This window comes from Pseudomonas khorasanensis (genome assembly GCF_014268505.2).
Lineage (GTDB): Bacteria > Pseudomonadota > Gammaproteobacteria > Pseudomonadales > Pseudomonadaceae > Aquipseudomonas > Aquipseudomonas khorasanensis.
Map to the genome: position 1 here is coordinate 1 of NZ_JABWQP020000022.1, position 17,045 is coordinate 17,045.

The 17,045-nt window shown below is 59.6% G+C and carries 10 protein-coding genes, 1 rRNA gene and 1 pseudogene; 7 read left to right on the plus strand and 5 right to left on the minus strand.

The features are described from left to right. Window positions 1-3,940, plus strand: a 3,940-nt coding sequence (locus HU727_RS25135) for an immunoglobulin-like domain-containing protein (RefSeq protein WP_217847148.1), incomplete at its 5' end; no start/stop codon positions are given. Between the two features lie 149 nt (window positions 3,941-4,089). Further along, window positions 4,090-4,428 (plus strand): tryptophan synthase subunit beta, encoded by a 339-nt coding sequence (locus HU727_RS25140; protein WP_186534333.1) that lies wholly within the window; start codon window positions 4,090-4,092, stop codon window positions 4,426-4,428. Between the two features lie 47 nt (window positions 4,429-4,475). Here the strand turns inward: HU727_RS25140 and lapD are convergent, their stop codons facing one another. Continuing rightward, entirely contained in the window at window positions 4,476-6,422 is a 1,947-nt protein-coding gene (lapD, locus tag HU727_RS25145) for a cyclic di-GMP receptor LapD (RefSeq protein ID WP_186534334.1), read from the minus strand. Window positions 6,423-6,436: 14 nt separating this feature from the next. After that, the gene (gene lapG / locus HU727_RS25150) at window positions 6,437-7,129 is read right to left on the minus strand and encodes a cysteine protease LapG (protein ID WP_186534335.1); all 693 of its coding nucleotides are present in this window, start codon (window positions 7,127-7,129) and stop codon (window positions 6,437-6,439) included. A 191-nt stretch (window positions 7,130-7,320) separates the two neighbouring features. Here lapG and HU727_RS25155 point away from each other — a divergent pair, with 191 nt between their 5' ends. The 5 genes from HU727_RS25155 to HU727_RS25175 all read left to right on the plus strand — a co-directional run bounded on the left by HU727_RS25155 (window position 7,321) and on the right by HU727_RS25175 (window position 14,324). Then, a complete protein-coding gene (locus tag HU727_RS25155) occupies window positions 7,321-8,031 on the plus strand; it encodes a GntR family transcriptional regulator (protein WP_186534336.1) in 711 nt (236 codons plus the stop codon). A 697-nt stretch (window positions 8,032-8,728) separates the two neighbouring features. Then, on the plus strand, window positions 8,729-9,505 hold the full coding sequence (locus HU727_RS25160; protein ID WP_186534337.1) for a DUF3050 domain-containing protein: 777 nt from the start codon (window positions 8,729-8,731) through the stop codon (window positions 9,503-9,505). Beyond that, window positions 9,502-10,431, plus strand: a complete 930-nt coding sequence (locus HU727_RS25165) for a diiron oxygenase (RefSeq protein ID WP_186534338.1) — start codon at window positions 9,502-9,504, stop codon at window positions 10,429-10,431. The genes HU727_RS25160 and HU727_RS25165 overlap by 4 nt, the downstream gene beginning before the upstream one ends. Before the next feature lie 10 nt (window positions 10,432-10,441). Continuing rightward, window positions 10,442-13,834, plus strand: coding sequence for an amino acid adenylation domain-containing protein (locus HU727_RS25170; protein ID WP_186534339.1), 3,393 nt, complete (start codon window positions 10,442-10,444; stop codon window positions 13,832-13,834). A 22-nt stretch (window positions 13,835-13,856) separates the two neighbouring features. Beyond that, window positions 13,857-14,324: an SRPBCC family protein gene (locus HU727_RS25175; protein WP_186534340.1), complete on the plus strand. Its 468-nt coding sequence runs from the start codon at window positions 13,857-13,859 to the stop codon at window positions 14,322-14,324. A gap of 125 nt (window positions 14,325-14,449) precedes the next feature. On the opposite strand, the gene HU727_RS26220 is transcribed toward HU727_RS25175, so the two are convergent. From HU727_RS26220 to rrf, 3 genes and pseudogenes are all read right to left on the minus strand, one after another. After that, a complete protein-coding gene (locus tag HU727_RS26220; RefSeq protein ID WP_371924622.1) occupies window positions 14,450-15,235 on the minus strand; it encodes a methyl-accepting chemotaxis protein in 786 nt (261 codons plus the stop codon). A 69-nt stretch (window positions 15,236-15,304) separates the two neighbouring features. Beyond that, window positions 15,305-16,402: pseudogene (locus tag HU727_RS26225) on the minus strand (cache domain-containing protein); the annotation flags it as partial. Between the two features lie 412 nt (window positions 16,403-16,814). Further along, window positions 16,815-16,930, minus strand: a 5S ribosomal RNA gene (rrf, locus tag HU727_RS25185). Between the last annotated feature and the right edge of the window lie 115 nt (window positions 16,931-17,045).

Below are 17,045 nucleotides of genomic sequence, written 5' to 3' on the forward strand. Positions count from 1 at the left end.
GGCCGGCTCGCCGGTAACCGTGAATCTGAGTAACGGCGCGACAATCACCATCGAGGCCGGTAAAACCACCGGTACCGTGACCGTTCCTGCTCCATCGGATGACGTCTATAAAGACGCCGGCACCGTTCAGGCGACTATCAAAACCGCGTCCGGTGGCAGCTTCGAAAATCTGGTACCGAGCACGGCGCCAGCGGTGACCACTGTCACTGACACTGTCGACACCACCACGGTGAGCATCAGCGGCAGTACCTCCGTGACCGAAGGCCAGACCGCCAGCTACACCGTGAGCCTGAACCATCCGGCGCAGACCGAAGTGACCCTCAAAATCGTCTACAGCGGCACCGCAGCCGACGGTTCGGACTTCACCGGCGTATACACCGTGAAGATCCCGGCGGGCGCCACGAGCGCGCAATTCAGCGTTGCCACCCTCGATGACAAAATCACCGAAGGCACCGAGAACTTCGTGGTCAAGATCGATTCGGCCACCGGTGGCAACTTCGAGAACCTCGCGGTCAGCGGCACCAACGGCAGCGTCAGCACCTCGATCATCGACAACGATGCGCCGCCTGTGCTCGATCTGGATGCCAACAACTCCAGTGGCGCCACGGGTGCTGATTACAAGGTGACGTTCACCGAAAACACCCCCGGCGCCGGTGTGTCGATTGCCGACACCGACATCAGCATCACCGACCCGGACAGCACGATGTTGACCGGCGCAACCGTGGTGCTGACCAACCGTCAGGACGGCGATGCACTGAACCTGGGCAACAGCGTCAACGGCATCACTATTAATGCCAACAGCACCAACGGCACGGTGACCCTGACCCTGTCGGGTAACGCCACGCTGGCCGACTACCTGCAGGCCATCAAAAACATCAGTTTCACCAACAGCAGCGAAAACCCGAGCACCGTGCCGCGCATCATTACCGTGACGGTGACCGACGGCGGCAACTACTCCAACACTGCGACCACCACCGTCAACTTAGTAGCGGTCAACGACGCACCGGTCGCCGCGCCGAGCAACGTAACCGGCACCGAAGACACGCCACTGGTACTCGGCTGGTCGACCTTCGGCGTCAGCGATGTCGACAGCCCGGCGAGCAGCCTCGGGGTGAAAATCACCCAACTGCCGGGCGAAGGCAAACTGCAGTATCTGGATGGCTCGACCTGGAAAGACGTTGCCAACAATCAGACCTTCAGCAAGGCTGATATAGACGCCGGCAAACTGCGCTTCATGCCGGATGCCAACGAGTCGGGCGCGGACGGCTACGGCGGCACCGGTCAGGGCAACAAACAGGCCGATTACGCGCAGATCAAGTTCCAGCCAACCGATGGTCAATTGCTCGGCAATACCGGCACCGTGAAGATCGACATCACGCCAGTGGCGGATGCGCCGACCGTGAGCGTGGCCGACAACAGCGTGAAGTCCACCGGATTGGTCAAGGAAGTCTGGACCGGTCTGTCGGGCCTCGGCACCGACGGCAGTGGCGCAAACTCCACGACTCTGAAAAACGTGATCGACGGCGCTGGCAAACCGAATTCCAGCGGCACCGTGACTAACGTGCAGTCCGATGGCAGCGTGGCTGCCGGGACGGCTTCAAAGACGTCGGGCCTGATTTATCTGGAAGCCGGCAAGACCTACACGTTTAGCGGCGTCGCCGACGACAGTCTGCTGATTACCATCGGCGGCAAGAACGTGGCTTCCGGTACCTGGGGCGCGGGCGGCGCGATCAACGGATCGTTCACCCCGACCACCAGCGGCTATTACACGCTGGATATCTACCACCACAACCAGAGCGGCCCGGGCAGTTACGACGTCAATCTGTCGGTCAACGGTGGTGCACCGGTTGATCTGAGCGGCGCTGGCGTGCCGCTGTACACCGGCATCAGCGACCTGGTGAATTCCGGCGTCACCGTTTCCGACCTGCACGGCAGCAACGGCGAAGGTTATTACGACGGCTACAAACTCAACACTGGCGCCGAAGGCACCACGGTGAAACTGTCGGCGATCAGCACCGCGCTGACCGACACCGACGGTTCGGAAAGCCTGAGCGTGAAAATCAGCGGCGCGCCGGTCGGCTCGGTACTGAGCGATGGCGCCGGCCACAGCTTCACCGTCACCGCGAGCAATGGCGAAGCCAACGTCACCGGCTGGAACCTGGGCAGCCTGACCGTGACTCCGCCGACCTACTACAACGGCCAGTTCAACCTGACCGTGACCTCGACCTCCACCGAACAGGTCGGCGGTTCGGCGAGCAGCACTGCAACGATTCCGGTCACCGTGGTTCCGGCGGTGTACAACGCCGTGGTGGCGACCTCGGGCGACGACAGCGTCACCGGTACCGATGGCAATGACATCGTGGTTGCTGACATCGGCGGTCTGACTGTGGTGCCAGGCACCAACTACAACATCGCGTTCATGGTCGACAGCTCCGGCAGCATGAGCGCTGCGTCGCTCAACGCGGCCAAGGACTCGCTGACGTCGGTGTTCAACAGCCTCAAACAAAGCCTGGGTGGCAGCAACTCGGGCACGGTGAACATCTTCCTGGTGGACTTCGATACCCAGGTCAACAAGTCGGTGTCGGTTAACCTCAATGACCCCAAAGCGCTGGCCCTGCTCAAAGCGGTGCTGGACTCGATGGCCTCTGGCGGGGGCACCAACTACGAAGACGTGTTCAAAACCACGGCCAACTGGTTCCAGAGCGCCGACGCGGTAGCGAACACCGGTGCGAAGAACCTCACGTACTTCATCACTGATGGCCAGCCGACCTACTACCAGAGCGGCGAACAGACCAACCCGACGTTATACGGCAACGTGAAACTCGACAGCGTCGTGAACACCAGCAACTACAAGCAGGGCGACACGTTCAGCACGTACATCGACAACACGCACTACCTGACCATCAACAGCGCAGGCAGCGTGGTGCTGCAAACCTACAGCACTTGGTGGGGCTGGAGCAGTGAAACCCTGGGCACGATTCATGCGCAGGGCGACGGCACCTACGAGCTGTCAAACCTGGCGGGCACCGGCAACAGCACCAACTCGAACACGACCAGCAATTCGTCGAGCGGCTTTGCGCTGCTGAGCGGCTTGTCGAACGTCGAGGCCATCGGTCTGAACAAGGACGTCACCCTCGCTGATCTGAAGCCTTACGACTCGGACAAAACGCCGCAAACCAACATCGATCCGAAAGACCTGGCCAACTCGATCATTGGCCACACCGAGGCGACGATGCCGGGCAATGACACCGTCAACGGCGGCGACGGCAACGACATTCTGTTCGGCGACCTGGTGAGCTTCAACGGCATCGCCGGCGAGGGCTATCAGGCGATGCAGGCGTTTGTGGCCAGGGAAACCGGCGTCGAGGTCAGCAAGGTCAGCACCAGCAACGTGCACCAGTACATCACCGAGAACTATCAGGCATTCGATGTTTCCGGCGCGCACGACGGTAACGACACACTGCTGGGTGGCGCGGGCAACGACATCCTGTTCGGCTCGGGCGGCAACGACCTGCTCGACGGCGGCAAAGGCAATGACATCCTGCTTGGTGGCAGTGGTAGCGACACGCTGATTGGCGGCCAGGGTAACGACATCCTCATCGGCGGTTCCGGTGGCGACACTTTCGTCTGGAAATCGGGCGACACCGGTAACGACGTGATCAAGGATTTCAAGGCCAGCGAAGGCGACCGCATCGACCTGCGCGACTTGCTGCAGGGCGAGACCGGCAGCACGATCGACAACTTCCTGAAAATCACAACCGTCGATGGCGTCTCGTCGCTGCAAGTCAGTTCGGGTGGCAAATTCAACTCGGCCGATGCCGCTGCGGCAACGCCGGACGTGACGATCAAACTGGAAGGCAACAACTGGTCGAGCGCCAACCTGCACAACCTCATCGCCGGCAGTGATCCGACCATCAAGGTCGATCACAACAACAGCTGATGCTGAAAAAAAACGGCCGCCTTCAGTGAGGCGGCCGTCGTGTTTGCGGACAATGTAGCGGTGACGTTTTCAACGTCGCCCCGCATACTGGCGCGCAGTTGGCTATGCTGCTGACAGCATGACGCTGATTCTTATCCGAGGGATGCTCAATGTTTTACGTGCAACGCGACGCGCAAGGCCAGTTGATTCGGGTGGAAGCCGCGGCGTACGCCGAGGCCACGGAAACGCTGCCGGCCGACAACCATGAAATCCAGGCGTGGTACGCCAACGAAGCCGTGGAAAACAGCCTCAAACAGCTCAAGCAGAGCGACTTTGAGATGATTCGGGTACTCGACGACCTGATTCAGGTGCTGACCCAGAAAGGCGTGATCCGCGTCACCGACCTGCCGCCGGCTGCCCAGGCCAAACTGATGGACCGCACCCAGGCACGTGAGGCGCTGGGCGGGTTGAGCCAGCTGATTGATGAGGATGAGGGCGGGTTGATCTGACTTTCCGGGATTGTTCCTTCCCCACGCTCTGCGTGGGAACGATCGGCTTAGCCCCAGGGCTTCGGCTCACCCAACAACTGCCCCTGCACCCCATACAAACCCATTTCGCGAATCACCGATAATTCCCCCTCAGTCTCGACCCGTTCGGCAATCAGCGGCAGATCAATGCTGTGCGCCGCGCGCTGAATCGCTTCGATGAACAGGCGCTTGTCACTCTCCTGATCGATTGCACGGATGTAGCTGCCGTCAATCTTCAGATACGCCAGGCCTAACCGCGCCAGATTGCCGATCATGCTGAAGCGGCCGCCAAAACGCTGCAGGCTCAGGGAGAAACCGAGCTCACGCAGACGCCGGGTCAACTGCTCCAGCACCGCTTGTTCAGGCAATTGTTCCTCACCGATTTCCAGCGTCAGGCGGCTACCGAGGTTGGAATGCGCGCGCAAGATCTCGAAGACTTTATTCAGCGCCTGCGGGTCAGCCAGCGTCGCCGAGGACAGATTCAGCGCCAGGCAATCCTCATGCTCTGCCATCTGCTCCAGCACGCGTTCAAGCATCAAGCGATCGAGCCTAGCGGTCCAGCCGAAGCGCTCCAGCCACGGCAGAAAACGCCCGGCCGCAATGGTCTGGCCCTGATCGTCGAGCAAGCGCGAGAGCACTTTGTAATGCAGCACCAGTTGCGTGTCCTGCGCGGCCACCACCGGTTGAAAATACAATTCGAACCGCTGCTGACTCAAAGCCTGATCAAGCAAACGATGCCAGGCGTGGTGATCGTCGCCGACGTCTGCCGTCAGGCTTTGATCAATGCACGCCCAATTCAGCTCGCCCTGCCCTTCAGCCTGCGCCAGCGCCTGATCGCCCAGCGTCAGCACCGCTTGCGGCGAATCGCCATGGGCAAACGGTGCCAGGCCTATCGAGGCCACCGCCGGCACATCCGTCGCGCCCGTGGCATGCAGGCTGCTGAGGGCGCTGTCGAGGTTCTGCGCCAGCTGCAACGCTTCCTCCCGGACCAGCCCGGGCGCCAGCACGGCAAACTCGCCACCGCGAATACGCGTGACCAGATTCTGGGTTTCCGGATATTTGGCGCACTCGCGGGACAGTTGCTCGCCGACCGCTTTGAGCAATTCATCGGTACGCTGGCCACCCAGACGCTGGTTGAGCCCGGCCAGGTCCTTGACCCGCAACAGCAGCAGATAGCCGGAACTGGCCTGCTCGGGGTTGCTCACCCGGTCGTTCAGCTGCATCTCGAAATAGCGCCGATTGGCCAGGCCTGTGAGGTTGTCCTGATATGACTCGGCGCGCAGCTTTTCGCTGCGCTCGGCCTGCTCCTGGAACAGCGTCTTGAGCTTTTCGACCATCTGATTCATCGCCTGCACCACCCTGCGCAACTCTGGGGTGCGGGGCAAGTCGGGCAGGCTGAGGAATTCGCGGCGGGCGATGGCATGTGACTGCTGGACCATGTAATCGAGCGGCTTCAGTTGCCGGCGCAGCAACAGCGCGCCGAGCACCGCGCTCAACGCGCCGCAGATCAGCAACCAGCCCAGGCTGCCCAGCGCGCTCTGCCATAACTTGGCCACAGCGAACATCGGATGGCTGACCACTTCGACCCGCGCCGCCTGTTCCCAGCCACGGCTGACCAGCGCATCGCCACCGGCCGGCTCCAGCCCAATCAGCTTGACGAACCAGTCCGGTACGTTGCTCACGGCCGGGATACCTGTGCGCTCAACGATAGTCTTTTCCGTCTTCACATCGACCACGCGGATGCTCGCGTAATAGCCGCTGTCGAAAATCGAGCTGACCAGCAGCTCGACCATCGCCGGGTCATCGATATTCGGCGTCAGCGACAACGCCAGCGCCGTCGCGGCGTCCTGCGCGTGTGAGCGCAACTGGTTGACGTACTGGGTGCGCGAGCTCTCCAGACTGACCATGAAGCTACCCGTGAAGGCAACGACCAGGAACAGACAGATAGCGATCAACAGCTGTTTGAACAAAGACATCTGAGCGCGTGCTCCTAGTTAGTCGTCTCGACCGGGAAACCTTCGGCCTGCATTTTTTTCAGCACATCCTGCCAGCGCGACAGGCGTTTGGTGTCGCCAACCTTTTTATTGCCCTTGGCGCCAGGCAAATACAGCCCTTGGGCATTGAAAGAGTAGACCGGCAGCAAATCGGTCCGCTGCGACGCCGGCTGGATCGGATCTATCAGGCTGTCGAGCACCAGCGGCATGGCATCGGGGGTGGCATAGTACGTCAACACCATGTGAGCGCGGTTCTGGCGCAGCGCCTTGACGTAGGTGATGCGCAGCTTGTCACTGGAAACCCCGAGATGGCGCAAACTGAAATACTTGGCGATCGCATAGTCTTCGCAGTCACCGGCACCTTTCCACAGTGCTTCGATCGGGGTTTCCCAGTAATCGACTTGGCGCCACAAGTCGATGTCCTCGACGTAGCGCACCTGTTTGTTGAAGAACAGGTTTACGACCTTGAGTTTGTCCATTTCGCTGGCCTGCTGCTGCGTGGCCAAAAGATTTTGCCAGGCGTCGATGCGCTGCTGCCCGGCGCCCAGCGGGCCGTAGATGGCCGTGGCCTTGCGGCTGATCGCGGAAAAATCCCAATCGGCATGCAGACCGCCCAGCATGAAGCCGGCCAGCAGCAGTGCGCAGCCAAGCCAGCGCATTATCCTGGGGATCGCGAAACGTACCGCCACAGCCAGTTTCCAGAGGAGGGGAAGCGTTTGATGGTGAAGCTTAGCTCGCCAAAAAACAATGGCACCGTGAGATCATCAGGACGCGCTAAACTCCAGGCTGCGGCGTAATGTTCTACACGGTTTGACAACCTGTAGAGCAATCACTAGTGTCATTTGGATCCAACCAATTGCGACCTACAGGGTGCGTTGTCGTGACTCAGAAGCCCAAACCGCTGGACAGCATCAAAGTCGAAGGACCGATTCCTGCGCATCTGGCCCGGTCGGTTATAGAAGAAACGCTGCGCTCGGCGATCCTTGACGGACGGCTGCCGTGTGGCACCGCGCTGCGCCAGCAGGATCTGGCCGATCTGTTCGGCGTCAGCCGCATGCCGGTGCGCGAAGCCTTGCGCCAGCTCGAAGCGCAGGAACTGCTCAGCGTCACCACGCACAAGGGCGCCGTGGTCGCGCCGCTGATTCAGGGCGATGCCACCGAAACCTATGAATTGCGCATTCTGTTGGAATCCGAAGCATTGCGGCAGTCCATTCCCTTGTTGAGCAGCGCTGACCATCAGTTGGCCGCCGCGCACATTGACGAACTCGAAGCGCAGCACGACTACAACGAAATCGGCCGCCTCAACCGTTTGTTCCACATGGCCCTGTACAGCAAGGCGCCCAACCAGCGGCTGCTGCGTCTGGTCGAAGACGGGCTGAATGAAGAAGAACGTTTCCTGCGTTTCAACCTGGAAGCGATGGGCCTGGGCAAGCTGTCTCAGGATGACCACCGCGCCATGCTTCAGGCCGTGATCGAACGTGACATCCAGCGCTCGCTCGAACTGCTGGAGCAGCATCTCAACCGAGGCGTTGAGGTAATCACTCGCTATCTCGCGACCCCCGAGGCACAGAAGCGCCATACCACGCGTTAAAGCCTGAGCAACACGAATAATCCTCTTACAAATCTCTCCGACCGCTCTGCTGCCAGCCTCGCTGGCGGCTAGGCGTGTCCGTTGCAGCCTGCCTTGGGCCTTGCACGCTTTTAAGTCCGCGCCAGTGACGAATCGGCAATAGCCGTGACGGCAATTTACCCGCACTCTTCAAGCGCCAGCCCTATAGAACGGGGACACGCCGCCCTGACGGCACAGTCCCCGCAAACAGGAACCTACGGAAGGAGTCTTGTCACGGGAAACAGGAAGTCATGGCGCCGGTCACGGCCAACTTTCGCCCCTTTGAAATCAATAAATTTCCTTAGTTAAAAGTTGCTTCGAGTGAGGCATTCACTCTTATTAATCGATTTTGGCAGCCATTAGCCGAAAGGAGCAACTACGCTCATATAAAACTTAACTTTAAAGTTTTATCGGCCACTCTCATCCTCAAAAAACCTCAAACTAAAAATAAATGAAAATAAACTTGTTAAACGCTTTTGCGCTGTATTAGCTTTCTCTCGCCGAGTTTGAAATTTGCAACTCAGCGCTGCATGTACCACGGATGAAACACAGCAATAATGCCGCCGCAACGGCAGCATCCCGTAACTCAGGCTTTGCCCGGATGACTTTCCATCCAACTTGCCCGAGCGCTTATAGCCACTGGAGCACCGGGCATTTCATATCAATGATAAAGGACATCATGATGCCAACTAAGCAGCAACTCGCCCTGAAGAAAGCCGAACTGAGTACTCACCCGATCTTCTCGGAGATTACTTCGTTATCGGTATTACGTCGCTTCATGGAAACCCATGTATTTGCGGTATGGGACTTCATGTCGCTGACCAAGCGCCTGCAGCAGGAACTGACTTGCACTCGATTACCCTGGCTGCCGCCGCGCGATCCTCTCGCGGCCCGGCTGATCAACGAGATTGTGTTGGGCGAGGAGTCAGATGATCGCCTCGATAACGGTCACTACAGCCACTTCGAGTTGTACCTCGATGCGATGCGGGAAATTGGCGCGAGCACCACGGCGGTAGAACGCTTCGTCGCATTGCAGCAGGAAGGCGTGAGCTACGACATTGCACTGCAAAGCGTCGAGGTAGACGCCGTGGCCGCGCAGTTTGTACGTGACACCTTGCGCGTCGCTCTGGAGGCGCCGGGGCACAGCGTAGCCGCCGCGTTCCTGCATGGCCGAGAGAGCGTCATTCCGACGATGTTCCAGCGCATCCTCGATGACTGGGGCATCGGCATCGAACAGGCACCGACCTTCCGTTATTACCTGCAACGGCACATTGAAGTCGACTCCGACGACCACGGCCCCGCCGCCGCGCAGCTGCTGGAACGTCTGGTGGATGGCGATCCGCAACGCGAGGCCGAGGTCTACGCCAGCGCCATTGCCGCAGTGGAAAGCCGCATCGCGCTGTGGGACGGGCTGCGCCTGAGCATGGGCGAAAAAATTGCCGAGGTGGCCCGATGAACGCCGCCGACTATCAATCCTTCGCCGAGGCGTGGGAAAGCCGCGCCACCATCCGCACGCGTCCCCGGCGGGTGCTGGAAGATGATCAGCGACTGATCTATCCGCTCAGTCGCCAGCCACTGGTGCTCAGCGAAACCTTCCTGCGCGAATGCCCGCAGCAGCGTGATTTTGCGCTTGTGCAGACGCTGTACAAATTCATCAACGACGTTGTGATTTTCGAAACCGAGATCGTCGACAAGACCGCCCGCAGCATCGCCAAGAATCGCTTCGCCGTGGCGTTTCCGTTCGCCTGTCGCTACGACGCGATGACCGTGGTGGTCGACGAGGATTATCACGCGCTGGTGGCCATGGATTTCATGCAGCAAACCGTGGCCATGACCGGAATAGATCCCGTCGAATTGCCTAACGAAATCGAACTCAGCAGGGCGATTCCAGCAGCGGTTGCATTGGCACCGGAACACCTGCGCAGCGCGGTCGAATTGATCTGCGTGGCGATCGCCGAAAATACCGTGACCGGCGATGTCGCGGCGTTCGCCCGAGACGATTCAGTCAAACCGTCGATCAAGGGGCTGATGGCCGACCACTTGCTCGACGAGGGTCGTCATTCAAGTTTTTGGGCACGCATGGTGCGCATCTATTGGCATACCGCAAGCGACGCGGACCGCGAAATCATCGCGCAGATCCTGCCGGTGTTCATCGCTCACTACCTGACCAACGACATTCAGAAGTCCTTCGACTTGCGTCTGATCGATGCGCTGCCGGTTGGCGAAATCACGCGGCGTTCGCTGCGCGAGGAAATGGCCGGGCTGGCCTTTCCGATCAATCGCCACCATCCACTGGTGGGCAACATCATGAAGTTTTTCCACACCAGCTCGCTGCTCGACACGCCCTGCGTGCAGCACGCCTTGCGCGACTACCAGGCATGAGGAGGCCGTCATGAAACGTCTCGACATTTTGCTGACCGGGACCAGCCAGGCCATGACCGACCTGACGCGGGAACTGGAACAACACGGCCATTCGCTCACACGCAGCGGTGCCGCTCAATCGGCGGTGGATCTGATCATCGACGATGGCTTTATTGCCGCCGGCGACTTCTGCCCCATTCCGCATCTGCATATGCGTCTGGGTGTCAGAGCGTACAGCGTTAATGGTTTGCCGGCGCTCGATCTGCTGTGCTTTCTCGGCTCGTCACTGATTAGCCGCGTGCCGATCGGCGATGAGCCGTCCGGTAACGGACAGGCACTGCGCCAAAGGGTGCTCGCCCATGTGGTGGACGAAGTGGCGTTGCTGGTCAGCCGTTTTTCCCGCGACGCCGATTATTTTCGTCATGCCACGGTGCTGACCGCGCCGGATTTCGAGCGCCTGGAAAACCTGCTGTTTCTCGACGGACTGGCGTATGTCCATCGCCTCAACGACACGGTAAATGCAGCGCTGCTGCAACAGGCGCAGATCCCGCTGATCGAGCATCTGCAGCAAAGCCTGATGGACCATGCCGAGCGGCCGGCGCTGTACCTCGGCGGGCAATCCATCAGTTATCGCCAGTTGCACGCCCACAGCCGGGCGATCCAACAGCGGCTGCAGCCCTTGCTCGAGCATCATCCGCAGCCGTGGGTGGTCGGCGTCTGCCAAGGGAAAAGCGCGGCGCTGTTCGCCTCGATTCTGGCGGTTCTCGGCAGCGGTGCGGTGTATCTGCCGCTGGAGCCGAGCCATCCGTTGCAGCGCCAGCAATACATCCTGGAAAACGCCGGCGCGGTGCTATTGCTCCACGATGGCGAGCAACCGGTCAGCGATTCGATATCGGGGTTGGATGTCAGTGGCATCGACATAGCCGACGCCGATCTCAGTCAGCCGTTGATGCAGCGCCGCCCGGAACTCAATGCCCCGTGCATGGCGCTCTATACCTCGGGCACCACCGGGCATCCGAAAGGCGTGTTGCTCAGCCAGCTCAACCTTGCGCACTTCACTGCGTGGTACGCCGATTACGTGCAACTGCGCGCCGAAAGCCGGGTGCTGCAGTTCTCGTCGCTGAGCTTTGATTCATCGCTGATCGACATCTTCCCGTCCCTGCTCGTCGGCGCCGAACTGGTGGTGCCCGACGGCACGCAGCGGCGTGATCCGCTGCAACTGGTTGCACTGATGCGCCGTCGGCAACTGACTCACGCATTCCTGCCGCCGGCAATGCTGAGCATTCTGCCTTTGGAACAATTGGAAGGCACCCAAGTGATGACTGGCGGCGATGTCTGTGAGCCATTCGTCGTCGAGCAACTGACCCGGCAGGGCACGCTGCACAACCTCTACGGCCCGACGGAAGCGACCGTGCTGATCACCGCGCGCCAGCTCAAGCCGGGTGACAGCAATCGCACACTGGGCGCGCCGATCGCCAACAGTCAGGTGCTGATTCTCGATGACGATCTGCAACCCGTGGTTGAGCAGACAGTTGGCGAATTGTTCATCGTCGGCCCCGGTGTCTGCCTCGGGTACCTGAATAATCCACAGCAGACCGCCGAACGTTATCTGACCCTGAACCTGCCGGACGGGCAGCAGCTGCGCGCCTACCGCACCGGCGACATGGCGAAGTGGGGCGAGCACGGTATCGAGCTGTGCGGGCGGCGCGACAATCAGGTGAAAATCCGGGGTTTTCGCGTCGAGCCCGAAGAGATCGAACGCTGCCTGCGCGAGAGCCGCTTTTACCGGCAGATCGCCGTGGTCATCGACAGTCAGCGCAGGATCCTGGCATTTTTCGCCCAGCCACAAACGGAGACTGCGCGTGACTCGCTGAAGGCCCATGCCCGGCAGTTTTTGCCAGACTACATGCAACCGGCGGCGTGGACCGAACTGCAGCAAATGCCGTTCGCCAGCAATGGCAAAGTCGATCGCAAAGCGCTCCTGGCGCTACCGGTAACGATGCAGGGCAACGGCCCGAAATGTCTGCCAGCCAATGACGACGAAGCGCTGTTGCTGGAGATCTGGGCGCAGCTGCTCGAGCTGCCGGCCAGCGACATTTCCACCGACGAAAGCTTCTTCAATCTCGGCGGCCATTCGATCCTGCTGTCGCGAATGTTGCTGCGTTTGCGTGAGGAGTTCGGCCGCAGCATTCCAATCAATCGCTTCATCGAGCTGCCGACAATCAGCAAGCTGGCAACGCTGGTACGCGGCACCGATCACAGCGCCGTGCTCAGTGCCCAGGCCATGGCCGACGCGGAACGCGCGCTGGACTTCGACGTATTGCCGATCAGCCGTATGGGCGATGTGCACAAGGTCATCGTCACCGGCGCCAACAGCTTTGTCGGCGTGCACATCGTCGAGGCACTGCTTGGTTGGGGCGCCAGCGAAGTCGCGTGCCTTGTGCGCGATGGCGGCGGGCAAACGGCGGCGCAACGCTTCGCCCAGGCTTTGCGCGAAAATCGTCTGGAGCATCTCGATCTCAGTCGCGTTCGGGTTTACTCAGCAGACATCAGTCGCCCGCAACTGGGCCTCTGCAATGAGGATTATGAGCGTCTTGACCGTGAATTCGGCGCGCTGGTGCACAACGCGGCCAACGTCAACCACGTGCTCGATTACGAGTCGCTGGCGATGGACAACGTCGAACCGATATTTGCCCTGCTCAAGCTGTGCGAGGGGCAGAGTAAAAAGGTTTTCAACTTTGTCTCGACGCTGTCGGCATCCAGTGCTGTGGACGCTACCGGTCGCGTGCTGGAGTTGCCTGCCGCAGCGACGCCGCCGATCTACATTCGCAACGGCTACAACCTGTCGAAATGGGTTGGCGAGCGCATCCTCGAACGGGCGCGCGAGCGTGGCGTGCGGATCAATCTGTATCGCCCTGGCAATATCAGTTTCAACAGCCTGAGCGGCGTTTGCCAGCCGCACAAGAATCGCTTGATGCTGATGCTCAAAGGCTCGATCCAGCTCGGGCAGGTGCCGGCCTTCGCGCTGAACTTCGACCTGATGCCGGTAGACTTCCTCGCCCGTTTTATTGCCTTCCATGCCAGCCGGTATTCGCCGGAACGCGCGGTGTTCAATCTGCACAACCCCGAGCCGCTGAGTTGGGATGCCTACGTCGCCTCCTTTCGCGAAACCGGTCGCGAGTTTTCACTGGTCAGCGTCGCCGACTGGCAGCAGCAACTGAACCGGGTCGACGCCGACAACGCGTTGTTCGGCGTGCTCGGCTTTTACCTCAACGGCTTCGAAGAAGACATCGGCGACATCTCCCTGATCGGCCACGCCAACGCCCAGGCCGGCGTACAACAGATGGGCACGCACTACCCGCAAAAATCCCAGGCGCTGCTGCGTCGCGGCTGCGATTACCTGAAAGAAATCAACTTCATCTGACTCATCAACAAGGAGCAACACCATGAGCAATCTGCAACCCGACACCCTGATCAACAACCCTCAAGGCTGCCACGTTGTGTCGTCGGTAGACGTGCCGGCGGAAGCGGCGAAGGTCTGGGCGGTGCTCGGCAACTTTGCCGGCTTCGACCGCTTTATTCCGGCACTGTCGCACATCGAGATGACCGGCGAAGGCGTGTCCTCGCTGCGCAAGAAATTTTTCAAGGACGGCAATCTTGTGGTCGAACAACTCAACTCCCGCGATGAGCTGGCGCGGAGCATGACCTGGACAACGATTTACAACACGTTGGGCGTGGCCAATCTGTGGGCGGCGATGCAGGTGCAATCGCTGGACGAAGGGCGATCACGGGCGACCTGGACGATCATTGCCGAGCCGGCTTCAGGAAGGGAAGAAGCGTTGCCGGAGTTCAAGGACTTCGTACAGGGGTTCGCGGACGATGCGATGGGGAATGTTTTGAAGCTCTTCGTTTAAAGCTTTGGTTTGACGGTGAACGAACCGCCGCTTTCGCGAGCAGGCTCACTCCTACAGTTGGAATGCATTCCCTGTGGGAGCGAGCCTGCTCGCGAAGAACGATAACGCGGTTTAACGAACCGCAATCAGATCTTGAAGCTGTCGACCAACTGCTTCAACCGATTCGCCTGCTGCGACAACGCATCACAATCCTTCAGCGTCTCGTTGAGGTTCGCCACGCTCTGCTGGTTCAGCAGGTTGATCTGGTTGACGTCGACGTTGAGGGTTTCCACCACGGCGGTCTGCTCTTCAGTGGCCGCCGCGACCGACTGGTTCATCCCGTCGATCTCGCCGATGCGCTGAGTCACGCTGACCAGCCGCAAACCGGCCTGGTTCGCGACTTCCACGCTTTGCTCGCTGGACGCCTGGCTGGCGTTCATCGTGCTCACCGCTTCACGCGAACCGACCTGCAGGGAGGTGATCATCTTGTGGATCTCTTCCGCCGACTCCTGGGTGCGATGCGCGAGGTTGCGTACCTCGTCCGCGACCACGGCAAAACCACGTCCGGCCTCACCGGCGCGCGCAGCTTCGATGGCCGCGTTGAGCGCGAGCAGGTTAGTCTGCTGCGAGATGCCTTTGATCACATCGAGAATGTGACCGATGTTGTCGGTGCTCGCATTCAGGGTTTCGATCTGGGTGCAGGACAGGCTGATCTTCTGCGACAGCTCGGTCATCGCCTGAATGGTTTGCTCAACCACTTGGCGGCCATCGTCGGCTTGCTCGCTGGCGCCGCTGGCGTGCTGCGAAGCATCTGCCGCATTGCGAGCGATTTCCTGCGTAGCGGCGCCCAGTTCGTTGATCGCTGCGGCCACGCTGTTGGTGCGCGCGCTCTGTTCATCAGAGCCGACAATCGAAGCGTTGGACGAAGCCATCACCCGCTGCGACAGATCATGAACGTGACGGGTGGCGGACGACACTTCGGAAATCGAGGCGTGAATGCGCTCGACGAACTGGTTGAACGCACTGCCCAGTTCACCGAATTCGTCTTTGCTCTCAACCACCAGACGACGGGTGAGATCGCCCTCGCCCTGAGCGATGTCCTTCATCGCACGACCCATGGTGGTCAGCGGACGCATCAACACGTTGATCAACAGGCTCAGCAGCAACGCAATCGCCGCTACCGCGACGAACATGGCGATCAGCGCCGAGGTGCGGAACTGGCTCAGTGCGGCGTAGGCCTTGTCTCGATCGATCGATAGACCGATGTACCACTGCGCATTCGGCAGATCGCTGACCGGGGTGAACGACAAAATGCGTTCCTGGCCGTTGAGCACGACGTTCTGGTTGCCCTTTTCGATGCGCACGCTGGCGTTCGGGTAGATGTCCTTGAGGTTTTTCATCACCTGATCTTTGTCCGGGCTGACGATCACCTGACCGTCTGCACTGACCAGGAACGCATGGCCAAGACCACCGAAGTCCACCGAGTTGATGATTTTCACCAGGGTTTCCAGGCTCAGGTCACCGCCGACCACGCCGAGCAGTTCGCCGCCCTTTTTCACCGGCATGGCGATCGTCACCACCAAGCCACCAACGGCCGCCATGTAGGGCGGCGTCAGCATGGTCTTGTCGGCTACAACAGCCTGCTTGTACCAAGGACGCTGACGCGGATCGTAACCGTCCGGCATCTTCGCGTCAGGGCGCTGGGTGAAGACGCCATTGGCCTGTCCGACGTAGGTGAACTGGAAGTTCGAAGTGAACGCCGGTTGATCGACCAGACCCGGGAAGTCAGCATTCTTGCCTTGGTGGGCAACGTTCTGCGCGAGGTTTTCAAGCACCAGAATCCGCCCGCTCATCCAGTTCTGCACGCTGCTGGCGGTCAGATCACCGGCCTGCTGAACAGAAGACTGGAGGTTCTGGCGAATGGTGTTTCGCTGCAGATAGTCGTTGTAAAGCGTGAACAATGCGAACGCCAGGACCACGACGCCCGAAGCGGCCAACAGGATTTTATGGCTGAACTTGAGATTCATTTCATGGGACTTCTTATGCCAAAAGGGGGGATGCGTTGGGGATGCAACATTCCATGTAGCTCCAAATTCCATTAGATGGCAGGCAGCGTTCTGTTGGCCGCTCTACTTTGGTGCACGCATGTCTCACCAGTCTTTCGGCAGGATCCGCAGAAATATTAGGGTTGTGCCGCAAATGGAGCGTATTACCGCCAGGTTCCCGCCGAACGGTGAACTAGAGCAGTTGAGAAGGTTTTGGCTTGGCGGTCTTTTTTTGGGTTTTACTGTAGCAATGAGCTGAGCAGCACGACCGGCGACGACAACATCCAAGTTGGACCCGAAATGTTGTTTTTTTGATGTGGGACTGGCGGGAAGTCGTAGTTTGATGATGGGTTGCAGGCTCCGCCCCTCAGCGCTTTTTATAAACACTTTGAAATGAAGCATTCAGCCGAACCCTGAAATGACAAAACCCCTGTCTGCGTTAGCAAACAGGGGTTTCGGAATTCAATCTTGACGATGACCTACTCTCACATGGGGAAACCCCACACTACCATCGGCGATACATCGTTTCACTTCTGAGTTCGGGATGGGATCAGGTGGTTCCAATGCTCTATGGTCGTCAAGAAATTCTTTATCTGGCTCGTCAACACGGTAACAAGCCAGCAAAAACAGGAACTTCTACTAAAACAAAACCCCAACTGCTTTCGCAATTGGGGTTTCGGAATTTAATCTTGACGAT

Coding starts and splice junctions, on each gene's coding strand:
- HU727_RS25140 (WP_186534333.1), top strand. CDS start 4,090: ATGTTTTACGTGCAACGCGACGCGCAAGGCCAGTTGATTCGGGTGGAA.
- HU727_RS26220 (WP_371924622.1), bottom strand. CDS start 15,235: ATGGCTTCGTCCAACGCTTCGATTGTCGGCTCTGATGAACAGAGCGCG.
- HU727_RS25175 (WP_186534340.1), top strand. CDS start 13,857: ATGAGCAATCTGCAACCCGACACCCTGATCAACAACCCTCAAGGCTGC.
- lapD (WP_186534334.1), bottom strand. CDS start 6,422: ATGTCTTTGTTCAAACAGCTGTTGATCGCTATCTGTCTGTTCCTGGTC.
- HU727_RS25165 (WP_186534338.1), top strand. CDS start 9,502: ATGAACGCCGCCGACTATCAATCCTTCGCCGAGGCGTGGGAAAGCCGC.
- HU727_RS25170 (WP_186534339.1), top strand. CDS start 10,442: ATGAAACGTCTCGACATTTTGCTGACCGGGACCAGCCAGGCCATGACC.
- HU727_RS25160 (WP_186534337.1), top strand. CDS start 8,729: ATGATGCCAACTAAGCAGCAACTCGCCCTGAAGAAAGCCGAACTGAGT.